At 63.5% G+C, this 21,304-nt stretch carries 18 protein-coding genes; 7 read left to right on the forward strand and 11 right to left on the reverse strand.

Annotation, left to right across the window (positions count from 1 at the left end; translation table 11 throughout):
• Positions 1-49: 49 nt before the first annotated feature.
• From DXT59_RS22305 to kdsD, 6 genes are all read right to left on the reverse strand, one after another.
• Positions 50-1,555, reverse strand: coding sequence for an RNA polymerase factor sigma-54 (locus DXT59_RS22305; RefSeq protein WP_116139212.1), 1,506 nt, complete (start codon positions 1,553-1,555; stop codon positions 50-52).
• Positions 1,556-1,682: 127 nt separating this feature from the next.
• Entirely contained in the window at positions 1,683-2,489 is an 807-nt protein-coding gene (gene lptB / locus DXT59_RS22310) for an LPS export ABC transporter ATP-binding protein (RefSeq protein ID WP_116139214.1), read from the reverse strand.
• Positions 2,486-3,145 carry a lipopolysaccharide transport periplasmic protein LptA gene (lptA, locus tag DXT59_RS22315; RefSeq protein ID WP_116139216.1) on the reverse strand — a complete coding sequence of 220 codons (660 nt, stop codon included), beginning with the start codon at positions 3,143-3,145 and terminating at the stop codon, positions 2,486-2,488. The genes lptB and lptA overlap by 4 nt, the downstream gene beginning before the upstream one ends.
• Positions 3,146-3,175: 30 nt before the next feature.
• Complete coding sequence (lptC, locus tag DXT59_RS22320; RefSeq protein WP_116139218.1) at positions 3,176-3,790, reverse strand: LPS export ABC transporter periplasmic protein LptC; 615 nt, start codon at positions 3,788-3,790, stop codon at positions 3,176-3,178.
• Positions 3,787-4,332 (reverse strand): KdsC family phosphatase, encoded by a 546-nt coding sequence (locus tag DXT59_RS22325; protein ID WP_116139221.1) that lies wholly within the window; start codon positions 4,330-4,332, stop codon positions 3,787-3,789. Before DXT59_RS22325 ends, lptC begins: the two co-directional genes overlap by 4 nt.
• Positions 4,332-5,315: an arabinose 5-phosphate isomerase KdsD gene (gene kdsD / locus DXT59_RS22330; protein WP_116139223.1), complete on the reverse strand. Its 984-nt coding sequence runs from the start codon at positions 5,313-5,315 to the stop codon at positions 4,332-4,334. The genes DXT59_RS22325 and kdsD overlap by 1 nt, the downstream gene beginning before the upstream one ends.
• Before the next feature lie 140 nt (positions 5,316-5,455).
• On the opposite strand from kdsD, the gene DXT59_RS22335 reads away from it, so the two are divergent.
• The 5 genes from DXT59_RS22335 (at position 5,456) to purU (ending at position 10,563) form a co-directional block, all read left to right on the forward strand.
• Complete coding sequence (locus DXT59_RS22335; protein ID WP_116139569.1) at positions 5,456-7,459, forward strand: monovalent cation:proton antiporter family protein; 2,004 nt, start codon at positions 5,456-5,458, stop codon at positions 7,457-7,459.
• 82 nt (positions 7,460-7,541) lie between these two features.
• Complete coding sequence (locus DXT59_RS22340; RefSeq protein ID WP_116139225.1) at positions 7,542-8,108, forward strand: adenine phosphoribosyltransferase; 567 nt, start codon at positions 7,542-7,544, stop codon at positions 8,106-8,108.
• A gap of 40 nt (positions 8,109-8,148) precedes the next feature.
• Positions 8,149-8,763 carry a LysE family translocator gene (locus DXT59_RS22345; protein WP_116139227.1) on the forward strand — a complete coding sequence of 205 codons (615 nt, stop codon included), beginning with the start codon at positions 8,149-8,151 and terminating at the stop codon, positions 8,761-8,763.
• Between the two features lie 35 nt (positions 8,764-8,798).
• The gene (locus DXT59_RS22350; RefSeq protein WP_116139229.1) at positions 8,799-9,653 is read left to right on the forward strand and encodes an NUDIX hydrolase; all 855 of its coding nucleotides are present in this window, start codon (positions 8,799-8,801) and stop codon (positions 9,651-9,653) included.
• A 40-nt stretch (positions 9,654-9,693) separates the two neighbouring features.
• On the forward strand, positions 9,694-10,563 hold the full coding sequence (gene purU / locus DXT59_RS22355) for a formyltetrahydrofolate deformylase (protein WP_116139231.1): 870 nt from the start codon (positions 9,694-9,696) through the stop codon (positions 10,561-10,563).
• Between the two features lie 45 nt (positions 10,564-10,608).
• On the opposite strand, the gene DXT59_RS22360 is transcribed toward purU, so the two are convergent.
• Complete coding sequence (locus tag DXT59_RS22360) at positions 10,609-11,694, reverse strand: AI-2E family transporter (protein WP_116139233.1); 1,086 nt, start codon at positions 11,692-11,694, stop codon at positions 10,609-10,611.
• Between the two features lie 79 nt (positions 11,695-11,773).
• Entirely contained in the window at positions 11,774-14,635 is a 2,862-nt protein-coding gene (gene uvrA / locus DXT59_RS22365; RefSeq protein ID WP_116139235.1) for an excinuclease ABC subunit UvrA, read from the reverse strand.
• 228 nt (positions 14,636-14,863) lie between these two features.
• Here uvrA and DXT59_RS22370 point away from each other — a divergent pair, with 228 nt between their 5' ends.
• Entirely contained in the window at positions 14,864-16,018 is a 1,155-nt protein-coding gene (locus DXT59_RS22370) for an MFS transporter (RefSeq protein WP_162878211.1), read from the forward strand.
• 74 nt (positions 16,019-16,092) lie between these two features.
• Complete coding sequence (locus tag DXT59_RS22375) at positions 16,093-16,641, forward strand: single-stranded DNA-binding protein (RefSeq protein WP_116139239.1); 549 nt, start codon at positions 16,093-16,095, stop codon at positions 16,639-16,641.
• An 89-nt stretch (positions 16,642-16,730) separates the two neighbouring features.
• On the opposite strand, the gene DXT59_RS22380 is transcribed toward DXT59_RS22375, so the two are convergent.
• The 3 genes from DXT59_RS22380 to DXT59_RS22390 all read right to left on the reverse strand — a co-directional run bounded on the left by DXT59_RS22380 (position 16,731) and on the right by DXT59_RS22390 (position 20,978).
• Positions 16,731-17,180, reverse strand: coding sequence for a response regulator (locus tag DXT59_RS22380; protein ID WP_116139241.1), 450 nt, complete (start codon positions 17,178-17,180; stop codon positions 16,731-16,733).
• Positions 17,177-19,408, reverse strand: a complete 2,232-nt coding sequence (locus DXT59_RS22385) for a PAS domain-containing sensor histidine kinase (protein ID WP_116139243.1) — start codon at positions 19,406-19,408, stop codon at positions 17,177-17,179. Before DXT59_RS22385 ends, DXT59_RS22380 begins: the two co-directional genes overlap by 4 nt.
• Positions 19,409-19,493: 85 nt before the next feature.
• Positions 19,494-20,978, reverse strand: a complete 1,485-nt coding sequence (locus tag DXT59_RS22390) for a hybrid sensor histidine kinase/response regulator (RefSeq protein WP_116139245.1) — start codon at positions 20,976-20,978, stop codon at positions 19,494-19,496.
• Between the last annotated feature and the right edge of the window lie 326 nt (positions 20,979-21,304).

The raw sequence follows: 21,304 nt of genomic DNA on the forward strand, positions 1-21,304 counted from the left end.
CGCTGGTGGCGTCAGGGCCGGTAAACGCTCTTCGCAAAACGCGAAAAGCCTAAAGAGACTTGCGCAAATTGACTGCGGGGATCTTGAGAGCTTCGCGGTACTTGGCAACCGTGCGGCGCGCCACCACGAACCCTTGTTCCGCCAGCAGTTCGGCAATGCGGCTGTCCGAAAGAGGCGATTTCGAGTCTTCGGCTCCTATCAGTTGCTTGATGAGTGCGCGAATGGCCGTGGACGACGCCGCGCCCCCCGTATCGGTCGACACATGAGAGCCGAAGAAGTACTTGAACTCGAGCGTCCCGAAGGGGGTGAGCATGTACTTACCCGTCGTCACACGCGATACCGTCGATTCGTGCAAGCCCAGCGTATCAGCTATTTCCCGCAAAACCAAGGGGCGCATGGCGATTTCGCCATGCGCGAAGTAGTTGCGTTGCCGCTCGACGATGGCTTGCGCGACGCGCAGAATCGTCTCGAAGCGTTGCTGGATGTTTTTGATCAGCCAGCGCGCTTCTTGGAGCTGTTGGCGCAGCGAGCCGCTGCCGGGGTCGCCGCGGTTGTTGCGCAAAATGTTTGCGTACAGATGGTTGATGCGCAAGCGCGGTACCACCTCGGGGTTCAGTTCGGCTTGCCAGCCGCTCGAGGTCTTTCGCACGATGATGTCGGGCACGACGTAGTCGGCTTCCGCCTTGCCGTACGCCGCGCCCGGAAACGGCTCGAGCGAGCGGATCATCGCATGGGCCTCGCGCAGATCGTCGTCGCCCGCCTTCAATTGCTTGCGCAGGCGCGTGAAATCGCGCGCCGCAAGCAGTTCGAGATGATTTGCCGCGATCTCGAGCGAGAGCTTGCGCGTGGGCGACTCGGGCAGCCGCAGCAATTGCAGCTTGAGGCATTCCGACGCGGAGCGGGCCCCCACGCCGGCCGGATCGAAGCTTTGCAGCAGCGCAAGCGCCGCGCCGAGTTCATCGAGGTCCACCTCGAGTTCTTCGGGCAAATCGGCCAGGACCTCGTCGAGCGAAGCCGTGAGGTAGCCGTCGTCGTCGAGCGATTCGATCAGAAACGTGACGAGCGCGCGGTCGCGCGTGCCCGCCTGCGTCACGCGCAGTTGCGCCATCAGGTGATCGCGCAGCGTAGTGGTCGATTCGTGGATTTGCAGCGGTGGCAGATCGTCGTCGTCGGATGCGCTCGGCGAGCGCCCGTAGTCGTCGAGATTCCACTGCGACGAATCGGCGCCGTCCCCGCTCGCCATCGTGCCGAATTCCTCGGGTGCCGAACCGTCGCTCGTTTCGCCGCGCTCGGCGCTTTCCGCGGGCGCGTTGCCGCTCATCGGCTCCGGGGCGGAAGAGGCGGGCGTTTGAGCGATGACGGAACCGTCGGCGGCGACCCGCAGCGGGCTCGCGATCCATTCGTCTTCGGATTCGAGCAGCGGGTTTTGCGCAACGGCCATCGCGACTTCCTGTTGCAACTCAAGCGTCGATAGCTGCAGCAGTCGAATCGACTGTTGCAGTTGCGGGGTCAACGCAAGATGCTGCGATAGGCGGAGTTGGAGGCTGGCTTTCATGGCAATGTGTCTTTCATTGTAGAGACTTTGCCACGCGCCGGGAACCTCGCTGCGGCCGGCGACGGCAACGCGCCGCGACCGGCCTACGCCGATCGCGTAAAAATTGCTCCGTTCGGCGCTCGGGCGCTTACATGCGGAAGTGCTCGCCCAGATAGACGCGCCGCACGCTCTCGTTTTCTACGATTTCGTGGGGGGCGCCCGCCGCCAGGACCGAGCCGTCGCTGATGATGTACGCGTGATCGCAGATACCGAGCGTTTCGCGTACGTTGTGGTCGGTGATCAAAACACCGATGTTGCGCTGCTTGAGGAATTTGACGATCTTTTGGATCTCGAGCACGGCGATCGGATCGACGCCCGCGAACGGCTCGTCCAGCAGGATGAAGCTTGGGTTCGTCGCGAGCGCGCGCGCGATTTCCACGCGCCGGCGCTCGCCGCCCGATAGCGAAAGGGCCGGGTTTTCCCGCAGATGCGAGACTTGCAACTCGTCGAGCAGCGCGTCCGTACGCGCTTCGATCACGGCCTTCGTGAGCCGCTTGCCGTCTTCGTCGCGCAGCAATTCAAGCACCGCGCGAATATTTTCCTCGACCGTCAGCTTGCGAAACACCGACGCTTCTTGCGGCAGATACGACAGACCGAGCCCCGCGCGCTTGTGAATGGGGAGCAGGCTGATCGAGTTGCCGTCGAGCACGATCTCGCCCGCGTCGAGCGGCACGAGGCCGACGATCATGTAGAACGACGTGGTCTTGCCCGCGCCGTTCGGGCCCAGCAAGCCCACCACCTCGCCGCTTTTGACGTCGAGCGAGACGTCCTTCACGACGGTGCGCGAGCCGTAGCGCTTCTTCAGATTGCGCACGACGAGCGAACTCGACGTGCGGGCAGGGCCGCTCGCGCTTGCTTCGCTCGTCGCGGCGGCCGGGGTGGAGAGCGTATTCACTGCGTTCCGGTTCCTTGAATCGCCGATGCGGGCGCGAGCTTGGCCGGCCCGCCGTTCAAAGGCGCGGGTGCGCCGTTGCGCGGCGACAGCATGGCGCGTACGCGGCCGGTCGGATTGCCGGGGCCGGCCACGTCCTTGCCCGCGCGCGCGGTATAGAAGTCGTTTTGGCCGTCGTACGTGACGACGCTGCCGTGCACCTGGTCCATCACGGTGGTGAGCCCCTGCAGGCGGCGCACCGTGGCGTTCGTGGTGAGGGTCGTCAGATCCTTCTTGCCATCGTAGTCGATCCGCTCGGCTGTGCCTTCCACATACTCGTCGACACCTTCGCGTTTCTGGTGGAAATAGGCGAGATCCTTGCTGCCCGGGGCCATCGTGCCCGTCGAATACTGATAGCCCTCGGGATCTTGACGTACCTCCACGCGATCGGCTTTGATGAGGATCGTGCCCTTTGTCGCGACGACATGGCCCGTGAAAATCGTGACCTGTTTCAGATCGTCGTAGGTCATGTTGTCGGCGTCGATGTTCATCGGTTTGTCCTTGTCGGCCTGCTCGGCGTGGGCCTGGGGCCCGAACGCGAGGCAGGCCACGAGGGCGAGCGCGGCCGCCAAGCCGAAGTGTGCCGGCCGTGGGACGCGAAAAGAGAGCGATTCGTTCATGCGGTCACGCTACGAAAGGATGGGACCCGATTACTTTGCGCCGGCGCGGGAGGCGCCGGCGCCCGATGCGTCGGAAGCCGCGATGTTGCCCCGGACCTTGCCGAAAAGCTGCATCACACGGGTGACATTGTTGTAGTTCATGGCATTTGCCGTCGCGATGGACTGGCCGCGCCGAAGTTTAACCGGGTTTTTCGACTCGATCACATCGTCGTTCACGAACACGCGAAAGTGAGACGAATCGGCCTGCATTTCGGGATCGCCGGCGCCGGCTGCGCGCACGATGCGAGCGTTATCGTATAAGTCGACGATCGAAGCGTCGCCGTTGACCGTGCCGCGCTGCCCGGTGGCCGTGACGATCGGCCTGCCCGGCTGGAACGCCCGGATCGCCGGGAGCGTCAGGTCGCTGTTCTCGTCGTCCTCGTAGTGCACCATCTTGGCGGCCATCAACCGGTATTGCGTGCTGCCCGACTGATCGAGTTCGGAAATCGAGAAATCGTCGACGAAATAATCGGGCGTGTGCGTCTTCGCCGTGGCCGCGTTTTCGGCCGCCGGCGGGCGCGTGGCTTGCAGCAGCCAGTACGTGCCGCCCGCGAGCGCCGCGAGGGCGATCAACGAGAATAGCGACGTCAGGCGCGCGCTATTCATGGGCGACCCGCTCCGCACGCCGCGGCCAGCAGCGCTTCGTAGCGGTGCTGAGCCCGCAAGATCGCGTCGCATACTTCGCGCGCCGCGCCTTGACCGCCACGCGCTTCCGATACCCAATGGGCACGGGCGATCACTTCGGGGTGGGCATTGGCGGGGGCCGCCGCGAAGCCGCAGCGCGTGAGCACGGCCAGATCGGGCCAATCGTCGCCCATGTAGCCGCATTGCTCCGCGGTGACCTGTGTTTCGCGCATCAATTGCGCGAACGCCTCGAGCTTATCGGCGACGCCTTGGTAGAGATGGGAGATCCCCAATTCCTGCGCGCGCGCGAGCACGATCTCCGAGCGGCGGCCCGTGATGATCGCCGTTTGTATCCCGGCCTTGCCGAGCAGCTTCAGGCCATGACCGTCCATCGAATTGAACGCCTTCATGTAATCGCCCTGCGCCGTGAACATCAAGCCGCCGTCCGTCAACACGCCGTCGACGTCGAAAATCATTACCTTGACGCGACTCGCGCGTTCGCTTGCCGTGAGAGCCGCGGCCATCAAATCACCTTCTTCGAGAACAGATCGTGCATGTTCAGCGCACCGATCAGCAGGCCGTCGGCATCGACGACCAGAATTTGGTTGATGCGATGGCGCTCCATCGATTCCACGGCTTCGACGGCGAGATGATCGGGGCCGATCGTGCGCGGCGCGCGCGTCATGACCTCGACGATCGGCAAATCGCGGAAATCGCCCGTGCGTTCGAGCACGCGGCGCAAATCGCCGTCGGTGAAGATGCCTTCGACGCGGCCCGCGTCATCGACGATCGCGGTCATGCCCATGCGCTTGGCCGTCAGTTGGAACAGGGCGTCGCGCACCGTCGCGCGCGCATCGACGCGCGGCAATTGATCGCCCGTGCGCATTACGTCGCGCACGTAGGTGAGCAGCCGCCGCCCGAGCGCGCCGCCCGGATGCGAGCGCGCGAAATCGTCGGCGCCGAAACCGCGCGCGTCGAGCACGGCCATCGCCAGCGCGTCGCCGAGCGCGAGCGCGGCCGTCGTGCTCGCCGTCGGGGCGAGATCAAGCGGGCACGCTTCCTTGGCCACGGCGGCGTTCAAGTGAACGTCCGAGAGCTTGGCCAGCGTCGACTGCGGACGCCCCGTTATCGCGATCAACTTGGCGCCCAGGCGCTTGACGAGCGGCAAGATGGCAATGAGTTCTTCCGATTCGCCCGAATTCGAGAGCGCGATGAACACGTCGTCTTGCGTCACCATGCCGAGATCGCCGTGGCTTGCCTCCGCCGGATGCACGAAAAACGCGGGCGTGCCCGTGCTGGCCAGCGTCGCGGCGAGCTTACGGGCGATGTGGCCGGATTTGCCGATGCCGGATACGACGACGCGGCCGCGGCAACTCAGAAGAAAGTCGACGGCTGCGACAAAGCGCTCGTCGACTTGATCGCGAAGCCCGCGAACCGCGTCGGCTTCGATGTCGAGGACTTCCCGGGCGAGCGCCAATGCCCGGTCGCCATTGATTTTCGCTATCATTCGCCGGAGTATAGCAAAGGCGTTGTTCGCCGCGCCGGGCCGCCCTTGGCCCCAGCCGCTTTCAGGCGCTCAAAACCGAATGCGCGGCGCGCCTTATGCGCGCGACGTGCGTTCCGCTGACGAACGAGGACGCTGAACCCGTGATTTCTCCGCTCGAGATGACGCTTTTCCTACTGCTTGCGTCGGTAGTGGGCGTCGTATTGTTCCGCTCGTTGAATTTGCCGCCGATGCTCGGCTACTTGACGGTCGGCATCGTCGTCGGGCCGCACGCGCTCGGCCTCGCGCCCGATTCGGAGCGGGCGCAAAACCTCGCGGAATTCGGCGTCGTGTTCCTGATGTTTTCGATCGGGCTCGAGTTCTCCTTGGCCAAGCTGCGCGCGATGCGCAAGCTCGTGTTCGGACTCGGCTTGCTGCAAGTGATCGGCACCGTGGGCGTCGCCGTGCTCGTCGGCGTGCTGCTCGAGCGCTGGATGCACGTGAGTTGGCAAGGCTGCATCGCGCTGGGCGGCGCGCTCGCGATGTCCTCCACGGCCATCGTCAGCAAGATGCTCTCGGAGCGGCTCGAGATCGAAACCGAGCACGGGCGGAACATCTTCGGGGTGCTGCTGTTTCAGGATCTGGCCGTCGTGCCGCTCTTGATCGTGATCGCCGCGCTCGGCGGCGATACGCACGACTTGCCGATGACGCTCGGTGTCGCGGCGCTGAAGATCGTCGTCGCGCTGTCGCTGCTGCTGTTCGTGGGCCAGCGCTTCATGACGCGCTGGTTCAACGTCGTCGCGCGGCGGCGCTCGCAGGAACTGTTCGTCCTGAACCTGCTGCTCGTGACGCTGGGGGCCGCGTTCATTACCGACAAGTTCGGGCTCTCGCTCGCACTGGGCGCGTTCATCGCCGGCATGCTGATCGCCGAGACGCCGTATCGCCATCAAGTGGAAGAGGACATCAAGCCGTTTCGCGACGTGCTGCTCGGCTTGTTCTTCGTGACGACGGGCATGCTGCTCGATCCGCGCGTGCTCATCGCGCATCCGCTGCTCGTGCTCGCGTTCCTGATCGCGCCGGTGCTGCTCAAGATCGTCATGATCACGGGCCTCGCGCGCTTGTTCGGCGCCACGCCCGGCGTGGCCATGCGTACCGGTATCGGGCTGGCGCAAGCGGGGGAGTTCGGCTTCGTGCTGCTCAATCTGATCCTCGACAAGCATCTCGTGAGCGCCGCCATGCTGCAGGCGATTCTCGCGGCGATGCTGCTGTCGATGCTGGCCGCGCCGTTCATGATCCAGAACGCCGACCGTATCGTCTTACGGCTCTCCTCGACGGAATGGATGCAACAGTCGCTGCAAATGACGCGCATCGCCACGCAAAGCCTGCGGCAAAATGCCCACGTCATCATCTGCGGCTACGGCCGTGCCGGGCAAAACTTGGCGCGCATGCTCGAACATGAAGGCCTGCCCTATGTGGCGCTCGACTTGGACCCCGATCGCGTCAATGCCGCGGCCGCCGCGGGCGAGTCGGTCGTGTTCGGCGATGCCGCGCGGCGCGAATCGCTGGTCTCGGCCGGGATTCATCGCGCGGCGGCCGTCGCCGTGACTTACGCGAACACGCCTTCCGCGCTGCGCGTGCTGCACCACGTCCATGAACTGGAGCCGGCGTTGCCCGTGATCGTGCGGACCGTCGACGACGCCGATTTGGAAAAGCTGCTCGCGGCCGGGGCGACCGAGGTCATTCCCGAGATCGTCGAGGGCAGCTTGATGCTCGCGTCGCATACGCTCGTCTTGATGGGCGTGCCGATGCGGCGTGTCGTGCGGCGCGTCGAGGAGTTGCGCGATGCGCGCTATAGCCTGCTGCGCGGCTACTTCCACGGCGCCGACGATCCGGGCGACGACGACGGGCATGACCAGGTGCGGCTACAATCGGTGGCTGTCGACGGCAATGCCGATGCCGTCGGCCGCAGCCTGGACGAACTCGGGCTTGCCTCGATGGGCGTGGAGGTCACGGCAATCCGGCGGCACGGGATCCGCGGGGTCGAACCCGGCCCCGAGACGAAGCTGCGCGAAGCCGACATCCTCGTCTTGCGCGGGCTACCGGAAGCGTTGGCATTGGCCGAGGAGCGGCTGCTGCGCAACCGCCGAGCCGGCGCCATGGTCTCCTGAGACGGCGCGCCGTCCACCCGATATACCTCTAAAACGACTTGCTCGCCGCGCGCGAGCCAATCACTTGCCAGCGGAGAATTTCATGTCCCATGCGCCCGCGGATGCGCCTCTCGACGCCCCCGCGTTCATCAAGAGCCAAATTCGCACGGTTCCGGATTGGCCGCTGCCCGGCGTGCAGTTTCGCGACATCACGCCGCTGCTCCAGCGGCCCAAGACGTTGCGCGTCCTGATCGATCTCTTCATCGAGCGCTATGTCGAAGCCAAGCTCGACTACGTGGCCGGGCTCGATGCGCGCGGCTTCATCATCGCGCCGATCGTCGCCTATGAGTTGAACATCGGCTTCATTCCAATCCGCAAGATCGGCAAGCTGCCGTACAAGACCGTGTCTGAGTCGTATTCGCTCGAATACGGTACGGCCACGGTGGAAATTCACGAGGATGCCTGCGGCCCCGGCGAGCGTGTCGTCATCGTGGACGATCTGATCGCCACGGGCGGCACGATGATGGCGGGCAAGAAGCTGCTCGAGCGGCTCGGCGCCGTCGTGGTCGAAGGTGCGGCAATCGTCGATCTGCCCGATTTGGGCGGCTCCAAGCTATTGCGCGAAAGCGGTCTGCCGCTTTATACGGTCACGCAGTTCAGCGGGCATTGATGGTTTGCACGCTAGCCCTCGTCTTGTTCTGAGCGAAAACATGCCGAATCTTCCGCTTTTTCTTGCCGCCTCGATCGCAGTCACGGCTGCGCCCGGTCCCGACAATCTGCAGGTGCTGGCACGCGGCATCTCGCAGGGGCGCGCCGCGGGACTCGTGGCCGCGCTCGGTTTTGCCGCCGGCCTGACGTTTCATACGACGCTCGCCGCATTGGGCGTGGCGGCGCTGCTGCGTTCGTCGCCGCTGGCCTTCCAGATCGTCAAAATCGCCGGGGGGCTGTATCTGATTTGGATCGGTATCAAGGCGTTGACGAGCCGTGGTCTGGCGAGCGCACACGACAGGCCGCCGCAGCCGCTCGCGGCCGTCTTCCGCCAGAGCGTGATCGGCAACATGATGAATCCGAAGGTGACGTTGTTCTTCGTCGTTTTTCTGCCTCAGTTCGTCGATCCGAGCGGCTCGCAGCGCGTCGCCGTGCAGATGATCGAGCTAGGCCTCGTCTTCATGCTGCAAACGCTTGCAATCTTCTCGCTGTTCGGCGTGTTCGCCGGCACGCTCGGCGGCTGGCTCAAGCGTCGGCCCAAAGCGGGCGTTTGGCTCGATCGGCTCGCCGGGGCGACTTTCATCGCGCTTGGCTTACGCGTGGCGCTGCGCGACTGAGCGCGCCGATCGATAACCGTCGTTCGAGGAATGTCATGAGTTTGTCGTGTATCGCCCGCGCGCGCCGCTTCGACCCGAGCGCGCACCGGCCCTTGGTGATGTCGGCCGAGCAAGTCGGCTGGATTCGCGAAAGCGACGTGCCGTTGCTCGCGCAATGGCCCGACGTGTTCGAAATCGATGCTGCGGGCGTGACGCTCGCCGCGCGTTTCGACGTCGATGCGAACCGCCGTTCGGCCGCGCTCGCGACGGTGATCGGTGCCCTGGCGGCCCAGGGGCGCATTCACGGTTGGCGCGACGAGACCTATGCGATTCGCAATTCGTTCGACGGCGAGCCGCTCGCCTTTATCGAGCGAGCCGCGGCGCGGTTTTTCGGCACGATGACGTACGCGGTGCATTTGAACGGCATCGTAAAATATGCCGATCGCGCGCCGCAGCTTTGGATCGCTCGCCGCAGCGAAACGAAGGCGACCGATCCGGGCATGCTCGATAACGTCGTCGCCGGCGGAATCGGCTGGGGCTTTTCGATCGAAGAGACGATCGTCAAGGAATGCTGGGAGGAAGCCGGCATCGAGGCCACGCTCGCGGCGCGGGCCGAGCCCGGGCGCGTCGTGCACGTGCTGCAATCGCTGCCCGAGGGTACGCAGGCCGAGCAGGTATTCGTCTACGACTTGCCGTTGCCCGAGGACTTTTCGCCGCGCAACCAAGACGGCGAGGTCGGCGAGCACCGGCTCGCGCGCATCGACGAAGTCGCGCGCTGGATCGAGGACGGCCAAATGACGGTCGACGCGAGCCTGGCGACGCTCGACTGCATGTTGCGTCATCGCTGGATCGACGAGGACGCATGTACCGGCATCGAATCGCTTTTCGCCGCGCCGCTCGTCACGCCCTGAGCGGCACGGCGCGTATCCATCACAGGAGTTCAGAGGTCATATGTCGACCCAACACAGCTTCATTCTGAAACTGTCGTGCCCCGACCGGCCCGGCATCGTTCACGCGGTCTCGGGTTTTTTGTTCGAGCGCGGCGCCAATATTCTCGACTCGGCGCAATTCGGCGACAGTCACACGGGCGAGTTTTTCATGCGAGTCCACTTCCAGCAAGTGGGCGGCGACCCGGGCCTCGACGCGTTGCGCGAGGCGTTTTCGACGCTCGCCGACGAATTTTCGATGCGCTGGGAGATTCACGACGCCGCGCTCAAGCCCAAGGTCGTCATCATGGTCTCCAAGATCGGCCATTGCTTGAACGACCTGCTGTTCCGCTATCGCACGGGCCAACTGCCGATCGAGATTCCGGCCATCATCTCGAACCACAAGGACTTTTACCAACTGGCCGCGAGCTACGACATCCCGTTCCATCACTTCCCGTTGACGGAATCGACGGGTGCGGCGAAGGCCGCGCAGGAAGCGCGCGTGCTGGAGGTCATCGATCAGCATGGCGCCGATCTCGTCGTGCTCGCGCGGTACATGCAGATCTTGTCGCCGAACCTTTGCGAGCACCTGGCCGGACGCGCGATCAACATTCATCACTCGTTCTTGCCGAGTTTCAAAGGCGCGAAGCCTTACTACCAGGCCTTCGACCGCGGCGTGAAGCTGATCGGCGCGACGGCGCATTACGTGACGACCGACCTCGACGAAGGCCCGATCATCGAGCAGGAAGTGGAGCGCGTCGATCACAGCATGACGCCCGATCAACTGACGGCGATCGGCCGCGACGTGGAATGCGTGACGCTCGCACGTGCGGTGAAGTGGCACGTCGAGCATCGGATCGTGTTGAACGGAACGAAGACGGTCGTTTTCCGTTGAGGGCCCGCGCGGCGCCGCCGTCGTGGCGGCTTCCGCGGCGGCGCGCTAGATCAACCGCAGGTAGATCAATTCGCGCTTGATGTACGCATAGAAAATCGGTGCGGCGATCACGCCGGGCACGCCGGCCGCCGCTTCCATCACGAGCATGGCGAGCAGCAGCTCCCATGCGCGCGCCTCGATCTGCCCTCCCACGATTCTCGCGTTCAAGAAGTACTCGAACTTGTGAATCAGAATCAGAAAGACAAGCGAGGAGATGGCCGTCGGCAGGCTTACCGCGAGCGAGACGGCCACGATCAGCGTGTTCGAAATCAGATTGCCGATCACCGGCAGCAAACCGGCGATGAAGGTGACGAGAACGAGGGTTTTCGACAGCGGGAGCCGCTGATGAAAAAGCGGCAGGGCGACGAGCAGATAGAGCGCCGTGAACACCGCGTTGATCGTCGAGATCTTCACTTGGGCGAAGACGATGCGCCGGAACGCGTCCGCAAAGCGGGTGGCGCGCGAGGCGAGGGCGGTCGAGAGCGGCAGCCGCTGCACGTGCCGCTCGCTCGTGATCGCGATCATCGCGCCGATGATCATGCCGAACAAAACATGCCCGAAGCCGCGTGCCACGTTCTTGCCGCCTTGCTGCAACTGGCTCATATGCGTTTGCATGAGCATGCCGGCTTTTTGCTTCATTTGCGACACGTCGCCGGGCAGCATCGCCGATAGCCACTCGGGCAAGCGCAGACGCGCTTGATCGACGATTTGCATCACCTGCGACATCAGGTTCTGGATGTTGGGCACCGTATGCTCGAAGTGCTCGACGATCCCGATCGCAATGCCCGCCAGGGCGCCGACCACGACGGCTGCGATGACGACGACGGCGACCCAACGCGCGCGCTGCCCCGACATGTGCCGTTCGATGCCGGGCGCGAGCGTATGGACGAGTTGATAAACGAGCATGCCGCCCAGCAGCGCACCGAGCAGCTTGAAGTGCAGTACCACCCACATGCCGAATAGCGCGAGGGCGTAGCTGCCGATTTCGACGGCGGACAGCTTCGGCAAGCTCATGTCGCTCGTGAGCCGTACGGGACGTCCGCCGACCTCGCGGATGCGGACGTCTTCGGGGGCCTCGTTGCGCTTAGCCATGATGTTTTAAGTCTCCAACTGTCCAACCCATTCGCGCGGCGCGGCATCGGGTCGTGCCGGCCGCTAACGCGCATCGCGATCAGCGGCGCTCGAGCAGCGGTGCGAGATAGCGGCCGGTAAAGCTCGCCTTCGACTTCGCGACTTGCTCGGGCGTACCCTGGGCGATGATTTGCCCGCCGCCCGCCCCGCCTTCCGGACCGAGATCGATGACCCAGTCCGCTGTTTTTATCACATCGAGATTATGCTCGATGATGACGACCGTATTGCCATGATCTCGCAGCCGGTGAATCACTTCCAAAAGCAGCGCGATATCGTGGAAGTGTAGGCCCGTCGTGGGCTCGTCGAGAATATAAAGCGTGCGTCCCGTGTCGCGTTTGGACAACTCCAGCGAGAGCTTCACGCGCTGGGCCTCGCCGCCGGAGAGCGTCGTGGCCGATTGGCCGAGCCGGATATAGCCGAGCCCGACGTCGAGCAGCGTCTTCAGTTTGCGCGCGATGACGGGTACGGCGCTGAAGAACTCGTAAGCATGCTCGACCGTCATGTCGAGCACTTCGCTGATGTTCTTGCCTTTGTACTGGACTTCCAGCGTTTCGCGGTTGTAGCGCTTGCCGTGGCAGACGTCGCACGGAACGTAGACATCGGGCAGAAAGTGCATCTCCACCTTGAGCACGCCATCGCCTTGGCATGCTTCGCACCGCCCGCCCTTCACGTTGAACGAGAAGCGGCCCGGATCGTAGCCGCGTTCCTTCGCGGAGGGCACGCCGGCGAACAATTCGCGGATCGGCGTGAACAAACCCGTGTAGGTCGCCGGATTCGAGCGCGGCGTGCGTCCGATCGGCGATTGATCGACGTTGATGACCTTATCGAAGTGCTCTAGGCCCTCGATCTGCTCGTACGGCGCGGGCTCGGTCGACGAGCCGTAGAGATGCTGCGCGACGGCGTGGTAGAGCGTATCGTTGATCAGCGTCGATTTGCCCGAGCCCGATACGCCCGTCACGCAGGTCAGCAGCCCGACCGGCAGATCGAGCGTGACGTGCTTCAAATTGTTGCCGTGCGCCTCGACGATCCGCAGGCGCCGCTCGTCGGGCTCCTTGCGCTCGTCCGGAAACTCGATACGCCGCTGGCCCACGAGGTACTGGCCCGTGAGCGAAGCCGGATCGGCCTGCACCTGCTTGGGCGTGCCCTCGGCGATGACCATGCCGCCGTGCTCGCCCGCGCCGGGGCCCATGTCCACGACGTAATCGGCCATGCGGATCATGTCCTCGTCGTGTTCGACGACGATGACCGAGTTGCCCAAGTCGCGCAGATGCTTGAGCGTGGCGATCAGGCGGTCGTTGTCGCGCTGATGCAGGCCGATCGACGGTTCGTCGAGCACGTACATGACGCCGGTCAAGCCCGAGCCGATCTGCGAGGCCAGCCGGATGCGCTGCGCCTCGCCGCCCGAGAGGGTGTCGGCGCTGCGTTCGAGCGACAGATAGTCGAGCCCGACGTTGTTCAGAAACATCAGACGCGCGACGATTTCCTTGACGACCTTCTCGCCGATTTCGCGCTTGGCGCCTTCGAGCTTGAGCGTTTGGAAGTAGCCGAGCGCGTCGCGCAGCGGCCAGCCGCTCACTTCGTAGATCGCGCGCGCGTCGCCATCGGCGCCCAGGCGCACGAAGCGCGCTTCTTGCCGCAGCCGCGTGCCGTGGCACGAGGGGCACGCCTGATTGTTCTGATATTTCGCGAGTTCCTCCCGGACGGCCGCCGAGTCGGTTTCGCGATAGCGGCGTTCGAGATTCGGGATGATGCCTTCGAAGACGTGTTCCCGGACCGTCGCCCGGCCGCGCTCGTTGATATAGGAGAACGGAATCTGTTCCTTGCCCGAGCCGAACAAGATCAGCTTGCGGATTTTCTCGGGCAATTCCTCGAACGGCGTATCGATATCGAACTCGTAATAGGCCGCGAGGCTTTGCAGCATCTGGAAGTAGAACTGATTGCGCCGGTCCCAGCCTTTAACGGCCCCGGCCGCGAGCGACAGCGTGGGATGCGCGACCACGCGTTTCGGATCGAAGAACGTGATCTGGCCAAGCCCGTCGCAATCGGGGCAGGCGCCCATCGGATTGTTGAACGAGAATAGCCGCGGCTCGAGTTCGGGCAGCGAGTAGGAGCAGATCGGGCACGCGAACTTCGAGCTGAACAGGTGCGCTTCGCCCGTATCCATTTCGAGCGCGATCGCGCGGCCGTCGGCCAGACGCAGGGCCGTTTCGAACGATTCGGCCAAACGCTGCTTGATGTCCGGGCGCACCTTCAAGCGATCGACGACGACGTCGATCGAATGCTTGTCGTTCTTCTTGAGCTTGGGCAGCGAATCGATCTCGTAGATTTGCGCCGTTCCCTCGTTGGCCGCGCCGCCGCCCGAGCGGATGCGGAACCGGATGAAACCTTGCGCCTGCATCTGCTCGAACAATTCCGCGTGCTCGCCCTTGCGGTTCGCCACGACGGGCGCGAGGATCATGAGCTTCGTCTCCTCGGGCAAGGCGAGCACCGCGTCGACCATCTGCGAGACGCTTTGCGCCTCGAGCGCGATCTCATGCTCCGGGCAGTAGGGTGTACCGACGCGGGCGTACAGCAAACGCAGGTAATCGTGGATCTCGGTGACGGTGCCCACCGTCGAACGCGGATTGTGAGACGTCGCCTTTTGTTCGATCGAAATGGCGGGCGAAAGGCCCTCGATCAGATCGACGTCGGGCTTCTCCATCAATTGCAGGAACTGGCGCGCGTAGGCCGAGAGGCTTTCCACATATCGGCGCTGACCCTCGGCATAAAGGGTGTCGAACGCGAGCGACGACTTGCCCGAGCCGGACAGGCCGGTGATCACGATCAGTTGATGCCGTGGCAGGTCGAGATTGACGTTCTTCAGGTTGTGGGTGCGCGCCCCACGGATGCGAATCTGTTCCATGAACCTGGCAAGAGGGAGGGGCCAAACCTGCTACTATAACGACTTTTCCAGACCGCCGTTACGGCGTCCTTACAGCGACGGGCAAACGAAAGCTGAAAGTCCCGCGCTCGTTACGTTCGCTCGCGACCTGCTGCGGCGAACCGGCTTGGGAACGGGACACAGCAACGGCGCCGGTTCGGTTCCCCCTAGCTCGCTCCGATGTCCAATCCGTCCGTTACTTCTTCGCGTATGAGCGCGCCCGAGATGCGCGCAACCGTATCGCTCGCCGGGATTTTCGCGCTGCGCATGCTCGGCCTGTTCATGATCATGCCGGTCTTTTCCGTGTACGCGAAGACGATTCCGGGCGGCGATAACGTGTTGCTGGTCGGCATTGCGCTCGGCGCTTACGGGGTGACGCAGTCGCTGCTCTACATCTTTTACGGATGGGCGTCGGATAAGCTCGGGCGTAAGCCCGTCATCGCCGCGGGACTGTTGATGTTCGCGCTCGGCAGCTTCGTCGCGGCGATGGCGCACGACATGACTTGGATTATCGTGGGCCGCGTGATTCAGGGGATGGGGGCCGTGTCCTCGGCCGTCATCGCGTTTATCGCCGATCTCACCGCCGAAGAACATCGCACGAAGGCGATGGCCATGGTGGGCGGCAGCATCGGCGTCTCGTTCGCGATCGCAATCGTGGGCGCGCCGATCGTTTATCAGTGGGTGGGCATGAACGGGCTGTTCGCGCTCGTGGGCGTGCTCTCGCTGCTCGCGGTCGGCGTCGTGCTCTGGATCGTGCCGGACGCGCCCAAGCCCGTGCACGTGCGCGCGCCGTTCGCCGAGGTGCTGCATAACGTCGAATTGCTGCGGCTGAACTTCGGGGTGTTGGTGCTGCATGCGACGCAAACGGCGCTGTTTTTGGTGGTGCCCCGGATTCTCGTGGCGGGCGGCTTGCCCGTCGCTTCGCACTGGGAAGTTTATTTGCCCGTGATGGGCTTGTCGTTCGTCATGATGGTGCCGGCGATCATCGCGGCCGAGAAACGGGGCAAGATGAAGCCCGTCTTGTGCGGTGCGATCGCGCTTATCCTAATCGGACAATTGCTCCTCGGACTGGCGCCGCATACGATCTTATCGGTGGCTGCGATTTTGTTCGTCTACTTTTTGGGCTTCAATATTCTCGAGGCGTCGCAACCGTCGCTCGTGTCGAAGTTGGCGCCGGGTACGCGCAAGGGGGCGGCTGCCGGCGTCTACAACACGACACAGTCGATCGGTCTTGCCTTGGGTGGAGTCGTGGGCGGTTGGCTAATGAAATCGGCGGGGCAGAACGCGGTGTTTTTTGCTTGCTCCGGGCTCGTATTGGGGTGGCTTATAATCGCCGCCAACATGAAGGCGCCGCGTAAGGCTTGAGGGCCTGGCGGCGTCGCGCGCCGTGCGCCCGGGCAGCGGGCGCGGCTGCGCAAATGGATTAATTGGAGAGATACATGGCATCCGTAAACAAGGTCATCCTCGTCGGCAATCTCGGCGCCGATCCCGAAATTCGTTACCTGCCGAGCGGGGACGCCATCGCCAACATCCGGCTTGCGACGACGGATCGCTACAAGGACAAGGCATCGGGTGAATTCAAGGAAGCGACGGAGTGGCACCGCGTCGCGTTTTTTGGGCGTCTGGCCGAGATCGTCGGCGAATACTTGAAGAAAGGCTCGTCGGTTTATATCGAGGGGCGTTTGCGTACCCGCAAGTGGCAAGGCCAGGACGGGCAAGATCGTTATTCGACGGAAATCGTCGCCGATCAAATGCAGATGCTGGGCGGCCGCGGCGGTGCGGGCGGCGGCGGTGGCGGTGGCGGCGGCGGCGGGATGGGTGGGGGCGATGACCTCGGCTATAGCCGCGAGTCGTCGGAATCGCGCGGCGGCGGCCGCGCGATGAGCGGCGGCGGTGGACGCAGCGGCGGTGGCGGCGGTGCTAGCCGCCCGAGCCAGCCGGCGGGCGGCGGCGGGCTCGATGATATGGACGACGATATTCCGTTCTAAGATTCATTAAGTCGAATTTTGTTGTTCGAGGCCCGTCTGTTCTCAGCAGACGGGCTTTTTCTTTACCCGGACCTCCCGCGATGCCGCCGTCATGCAATCGACGCAGGTGGCCGCTGGTTGAGCACCATCCAATAGACCCCCAGCCGCTGCACCGCTTCGGCGAACTGCGTAAAGTCGACCGGCTTGACAATGTAGCTATTGGCACCGGATTCATACCCGCTTATCAAGTCCCTGTCCTCCTTCGAGGATGTCAGGATGACCACTGGAAGGTGGCAGGTCCGTTCATCGGCCCTAATCGCGCGCAAGACGTCGAGTCCGTCGATCTTCGGAAGCTTCAAGTCCAGAAGAACCACTTGCGGAACCTCCGTGATATCACGGCTCGCATACTGACCGCGCACGAACACGTAATCGAGCGCGGCCGCTCCGTCGCGGACCACGACGACTTTGTTGGCGATGTTGCTCTTCTTGAAAGCACGCAGCGTCAATTCTTCGTCAATCGAGTTGTCTTCAACGAGCAGGATCACGTGCTGTTCGCTCATGTTCTCGGACTCCTTTCGTTCAATGTGAAGTAGAACGCAGCCCCGCGCCCCACTTCGCCTTCGGCCCAAATGTGTCCGCCGTGACGCCGAACGATTCTTTGGGCCGTGGCGAGACCGACGCCCGTTCCCTCGAACTCGTCTGCCGAATGCAGTCTCTGGAATACTCCGAAGAGCTTGGATGCGAAGGCCATATCGAAACCCGCGCCGTTGTCCCGCACATAGAAAACCGGCTGCCCGTCTTGCGGCATCGAAGCGAACTCGATACGGGCACTCGGTTGCTTGCGCGTAAACTTCCACGCGTTGCCGAGCAGGTTGTCCAGCACGACGCCAAGGAGACGGTGATCACCCGTAGCCGTCAACCCATCGTCGATGAGGAACTCGACGCTGCGCTCAGGCTGCGAAACCCTCAGCCGTTCGGCGACGGCATTGGCGAGCCCGCTCAGGTTGACCGGCTCGTGCCGCAACTCATTGCGTGAGACCCGAGCCAGCGTGAGCAGGCAGTCGATCAGCTCCGCCATGTGCTGCGCCGATTCGCGCACACGTCGCAGATGACGTTGCCCCTGTTCGTCGATCTTCGCGGAGTAGTCCTCGAGCAGCGCCTGGCTGAAGCCGTCGATGCCGCGCAGGGGGGCGCGCAGATCGTGCGCCACCGTGTAGCTGAACGCCTCCAGCTCGCGGTTGGCGGCATCGGTGGCCTCTTTGGCGCGGGCGAGGACCTCTTCCGCGCGCTTGCTCGCGGAAATGTCCCGAGCCACCTTCGACGCGCCAACCACGTTCCCGCGCGAGTCATGAATCGGCGAGATCGTGACCGAAACGTCGATGTCTCGCCCGTCCTTGCGGCGGCGCACCGACTCAAACGTTTCCACGCGCTCGCCATGCTTGAGGCGCTCGATGATGGCCGGTTCTTCTCCCTGCCGACCGGGCGGCAGGAGTACCGATATCGGCTTGCCGATCATCTCTTCGGCGACATAGCCGAAGATGCGTTGGGCCCCGGAGTTCCAGCTACGGATCGTGCCGTCCAGACTTTTGCCGATGATCGCGTCCTCGGAGGAGTCCACGATGGCGGCTAGCTGCGCCCGAAGCTCGTCGGCCTTCTTGCGCTCGGTGATGTCGCGGATCGCACTAGAGACGATGACGCCCTCGTCGGTTGTGATGGGGCTTAGGCTGATCTCGATCGGAAACTCGCTGCCGTCCTTGCGGACCCCAAACAACTCGAGCCCGGAGCCCATCGCGCGCGCTCTCGGGTCCGCGAAGAAACCTGTTCGGTGCGCCAGGTGCTTCCCACGAAACCGCTCCGGCATGAGCATCTCGACCCATTGGCCGATCAACTCGCGACGGGCGTAGCCGAAGAGCTTTTCAGTCTGGGCGTTCACGAGGATGATCCGCCCCGCCTCGTCGACGATGACCATCGCGTCGGGCGCCGACTCGAGGAGGCTTCGGAATTTCTCCTCGGCCTTTCTTCGCTCGCTGCTGTCGCGGATGGAGGCCGAAACGAGCATGCCTTCTTCCGTCTCGAGCGGGCTCAAACTGATTTCGATCGGGAACTCGGTGCCGTCCTGACGCAGGCCGAAGAGTTCGAGCCCGGAGCCCATCGGCCGAACTTTCGGCGCGGCAAAGAAGTCGGCTCGGAATCGCGGGTGGTTGGCGTGGAAGCGCTCAGGGATTAACTTCTCGACCTTCTCTCCGAGAAGCGCCCGCCGATCGTAGCCAAACAGCTTCTCGGTCTGGGCGTTGATGAGCACGATGTTGCCGTACCTGTTGACGATTACGACCGCATCGGGCGCCGACTCGAGCAGGCCCCGGAACTTTTCCTCCGCCCGCTTGCGCTCGGTAACGTCGCGAATCGCGCAGACAACGAGTAGCCCTTCTTCCGTTTCGATCGGACTCAGGCTGATCTCGATCGGGAACTCGGTACTGTCCTTGCGCAATCCGTAAAGCGTCAGGTCGGAGCCCATGGCGCGAATCCTCGGCTGTGCGAGGTAGTTGCGACGATGCGTCGGATGTGCCCCGCGAAAGCGCTCGGGAATGAGCACCTCCACGTGCCTGCCAATAAGCTCTGCCGGCGGATAGCCGAAGAGCTGCTCCGCCTGCCCGTTGATGAGGATAATTTGGCCATCCTGACCGACGACGATCATCGCATCGGGCGCTGCTTCGAGGAACTTGGAGAAATTCGCCTCGACGGCTCGCCGCGGGTCAAGAGGCGTGTCCGGCTGCACTGTCTTGTCCATGACGCCTCCACTCTTCACATGGAGCTGCTACGCAAATAGCGCCGCGCGCTTGTGTGTCGTCGCCCGTGACTCGCTCGCGCTCATCTCATTGCCCGGCTTCCACTGCCTCGAGAGGGAGGATCGCGGTCAGCTCAAAGCCTGAACCCGGCGCGGTGCGGATCTGAATCTCGCCGCCCAGGAGGGCGGCGCGCTCACGCATTCCGAGTAGACCGAACGAACGGCGGCTTGGGTTTGCCTCGCGAGTCGTACCGTGGCCGTTGTCGGCGATCCGTACGATGCAATGCGTATCGTCGCGGATGATCTCGAGCGCCACCTCGGTCGCGCCGGAATGGCGCGCGACGTTCGTCAGCGCTTCCTGGACCATGCGAAAGACCTCGATCGCACTTTCCCGATTGAAGCTGATCGCGTGTGCATCGATACGGCGTATCACGCTCACGTGATAGCGCGCGGAAAAATCATCCGCCAGCCACTCGATCGCAGGAATCAGGCCAAGATCGTCGAGCATCACGGGACGCAGGTCCGCGGCGATCCGCCGTACCGAGTCGACGAGGCGATCGATCAACGAGGACATGCCGTGCAGGTCGCCGCCCGATAACCGTGGCGAGGCGTCCTTCAGGTCGTGGTCCACCAGGGTTACAGCCATCTTCAGCGCGGTCAACTGCTGCCCCAGGTCGTCGTGTAGTTCGCGCGCGATGCGTGCCTTTTCCTCCTCGCGGATATGCTGAATGTGTGAGGACAGGCGCCGTAGCTCCTCGCGCGAAAGCCTTAGTGCCTCCTCGCTTCGTTTGCGCTCCGAGATGTCCATGATCCAGCCGACCATCCGGGCCTCTCCACTCTCATTGCGGAAGGCCTGTCCGCGAGACTCGATCCAGCGGAACTCGCCCGACTTGGTACGTACTCGGTACTCGACATCGTAGGTGCTTCCGCGCTCCAGATGCGCTTTAAGCGCTTCAGTCACCCGGACGATATCGTCGCGGTGGATCGCATCGAGATGCGCCTGCCTCTCGTTAGGGAGTTCATGATCTTCGTAGCCCATGATTCCCTTGAAATGAGGGGAAAAATAGATCGCATCAGTGTGTACGTTCCAATCCCACAACCCCGCGGTCGCGCCGCTCACCGCAAGCTGAAACCTCTCCTCGCTGGCCGTCAGCGCCTGCTCGGCGGCCTCGCGGTGACGCAACTCCGCCTCTTCGGCCAGTGCGCGCCGGACCGCCGGGCCGAGGCGGGCAAGCCGGTCCTTCAGCACGTAGTCGCGCGCGCCTGCCTTGATCAGTTCCACCGCCTCGTCGTCGCCCAACGCGCCGGTCACCATCACCACCGGCACGGTCCGGTCGTACTGCTGCACGATGGCGAGCGCCTGCCGGCCATTGAGGTCGGGCAGGTTGTAATCGGAGAGCACGATGTCGGGCCGGGATTTTCGCAGGATGCTGATAAATTCATTCTTCGTCGCGGCGCGGACCGCGACAAAAGCGATATTTGCTTTCGTGAGCGCACGACAAATCAACTCCGCCTCTTCAGGCGTGTCCTCGAGGAGCAATATCCGCAGTTCCGGGCTCGATTCGGTCGTCATGGCTTCGGTGCTCTACGTGGTCTGGCGCACGCACCAGCACGCTGAAAACTGCGAATTCGGACAATAAATAGGCTCGCTGACCGGAAGATGGGCTGGCTGGGATTTCGTCCCGGTGCCGTGTCAGCAGTTCGGCGAGGGGTCAACGCCCGCGGCCAACAAACGCGGGCGCAAATACATTAACGCCAACGAAGACGAACGCTTCGCGGCCGGTGTGATATCGCGCGACTGCCCGCTCGAAAAGGGCGCGCTATCTTCATATCATAGAGCAGAATTTAGGCTATTTCGCCAGAGTTTGCGGCGACGAAAGCCGGGGCTTGTCTAATGTT

This window comes from Trinickia diaoshuihuensis (assembly GCF_003390925.1).
Taxonomy (GTDB): Bacteria; Pseudomonadota; Gammaproteobacteria; order Burkholderiales; family Burkholderiaceae; genus Trinickia; species Trinickia diaoshuihuensis.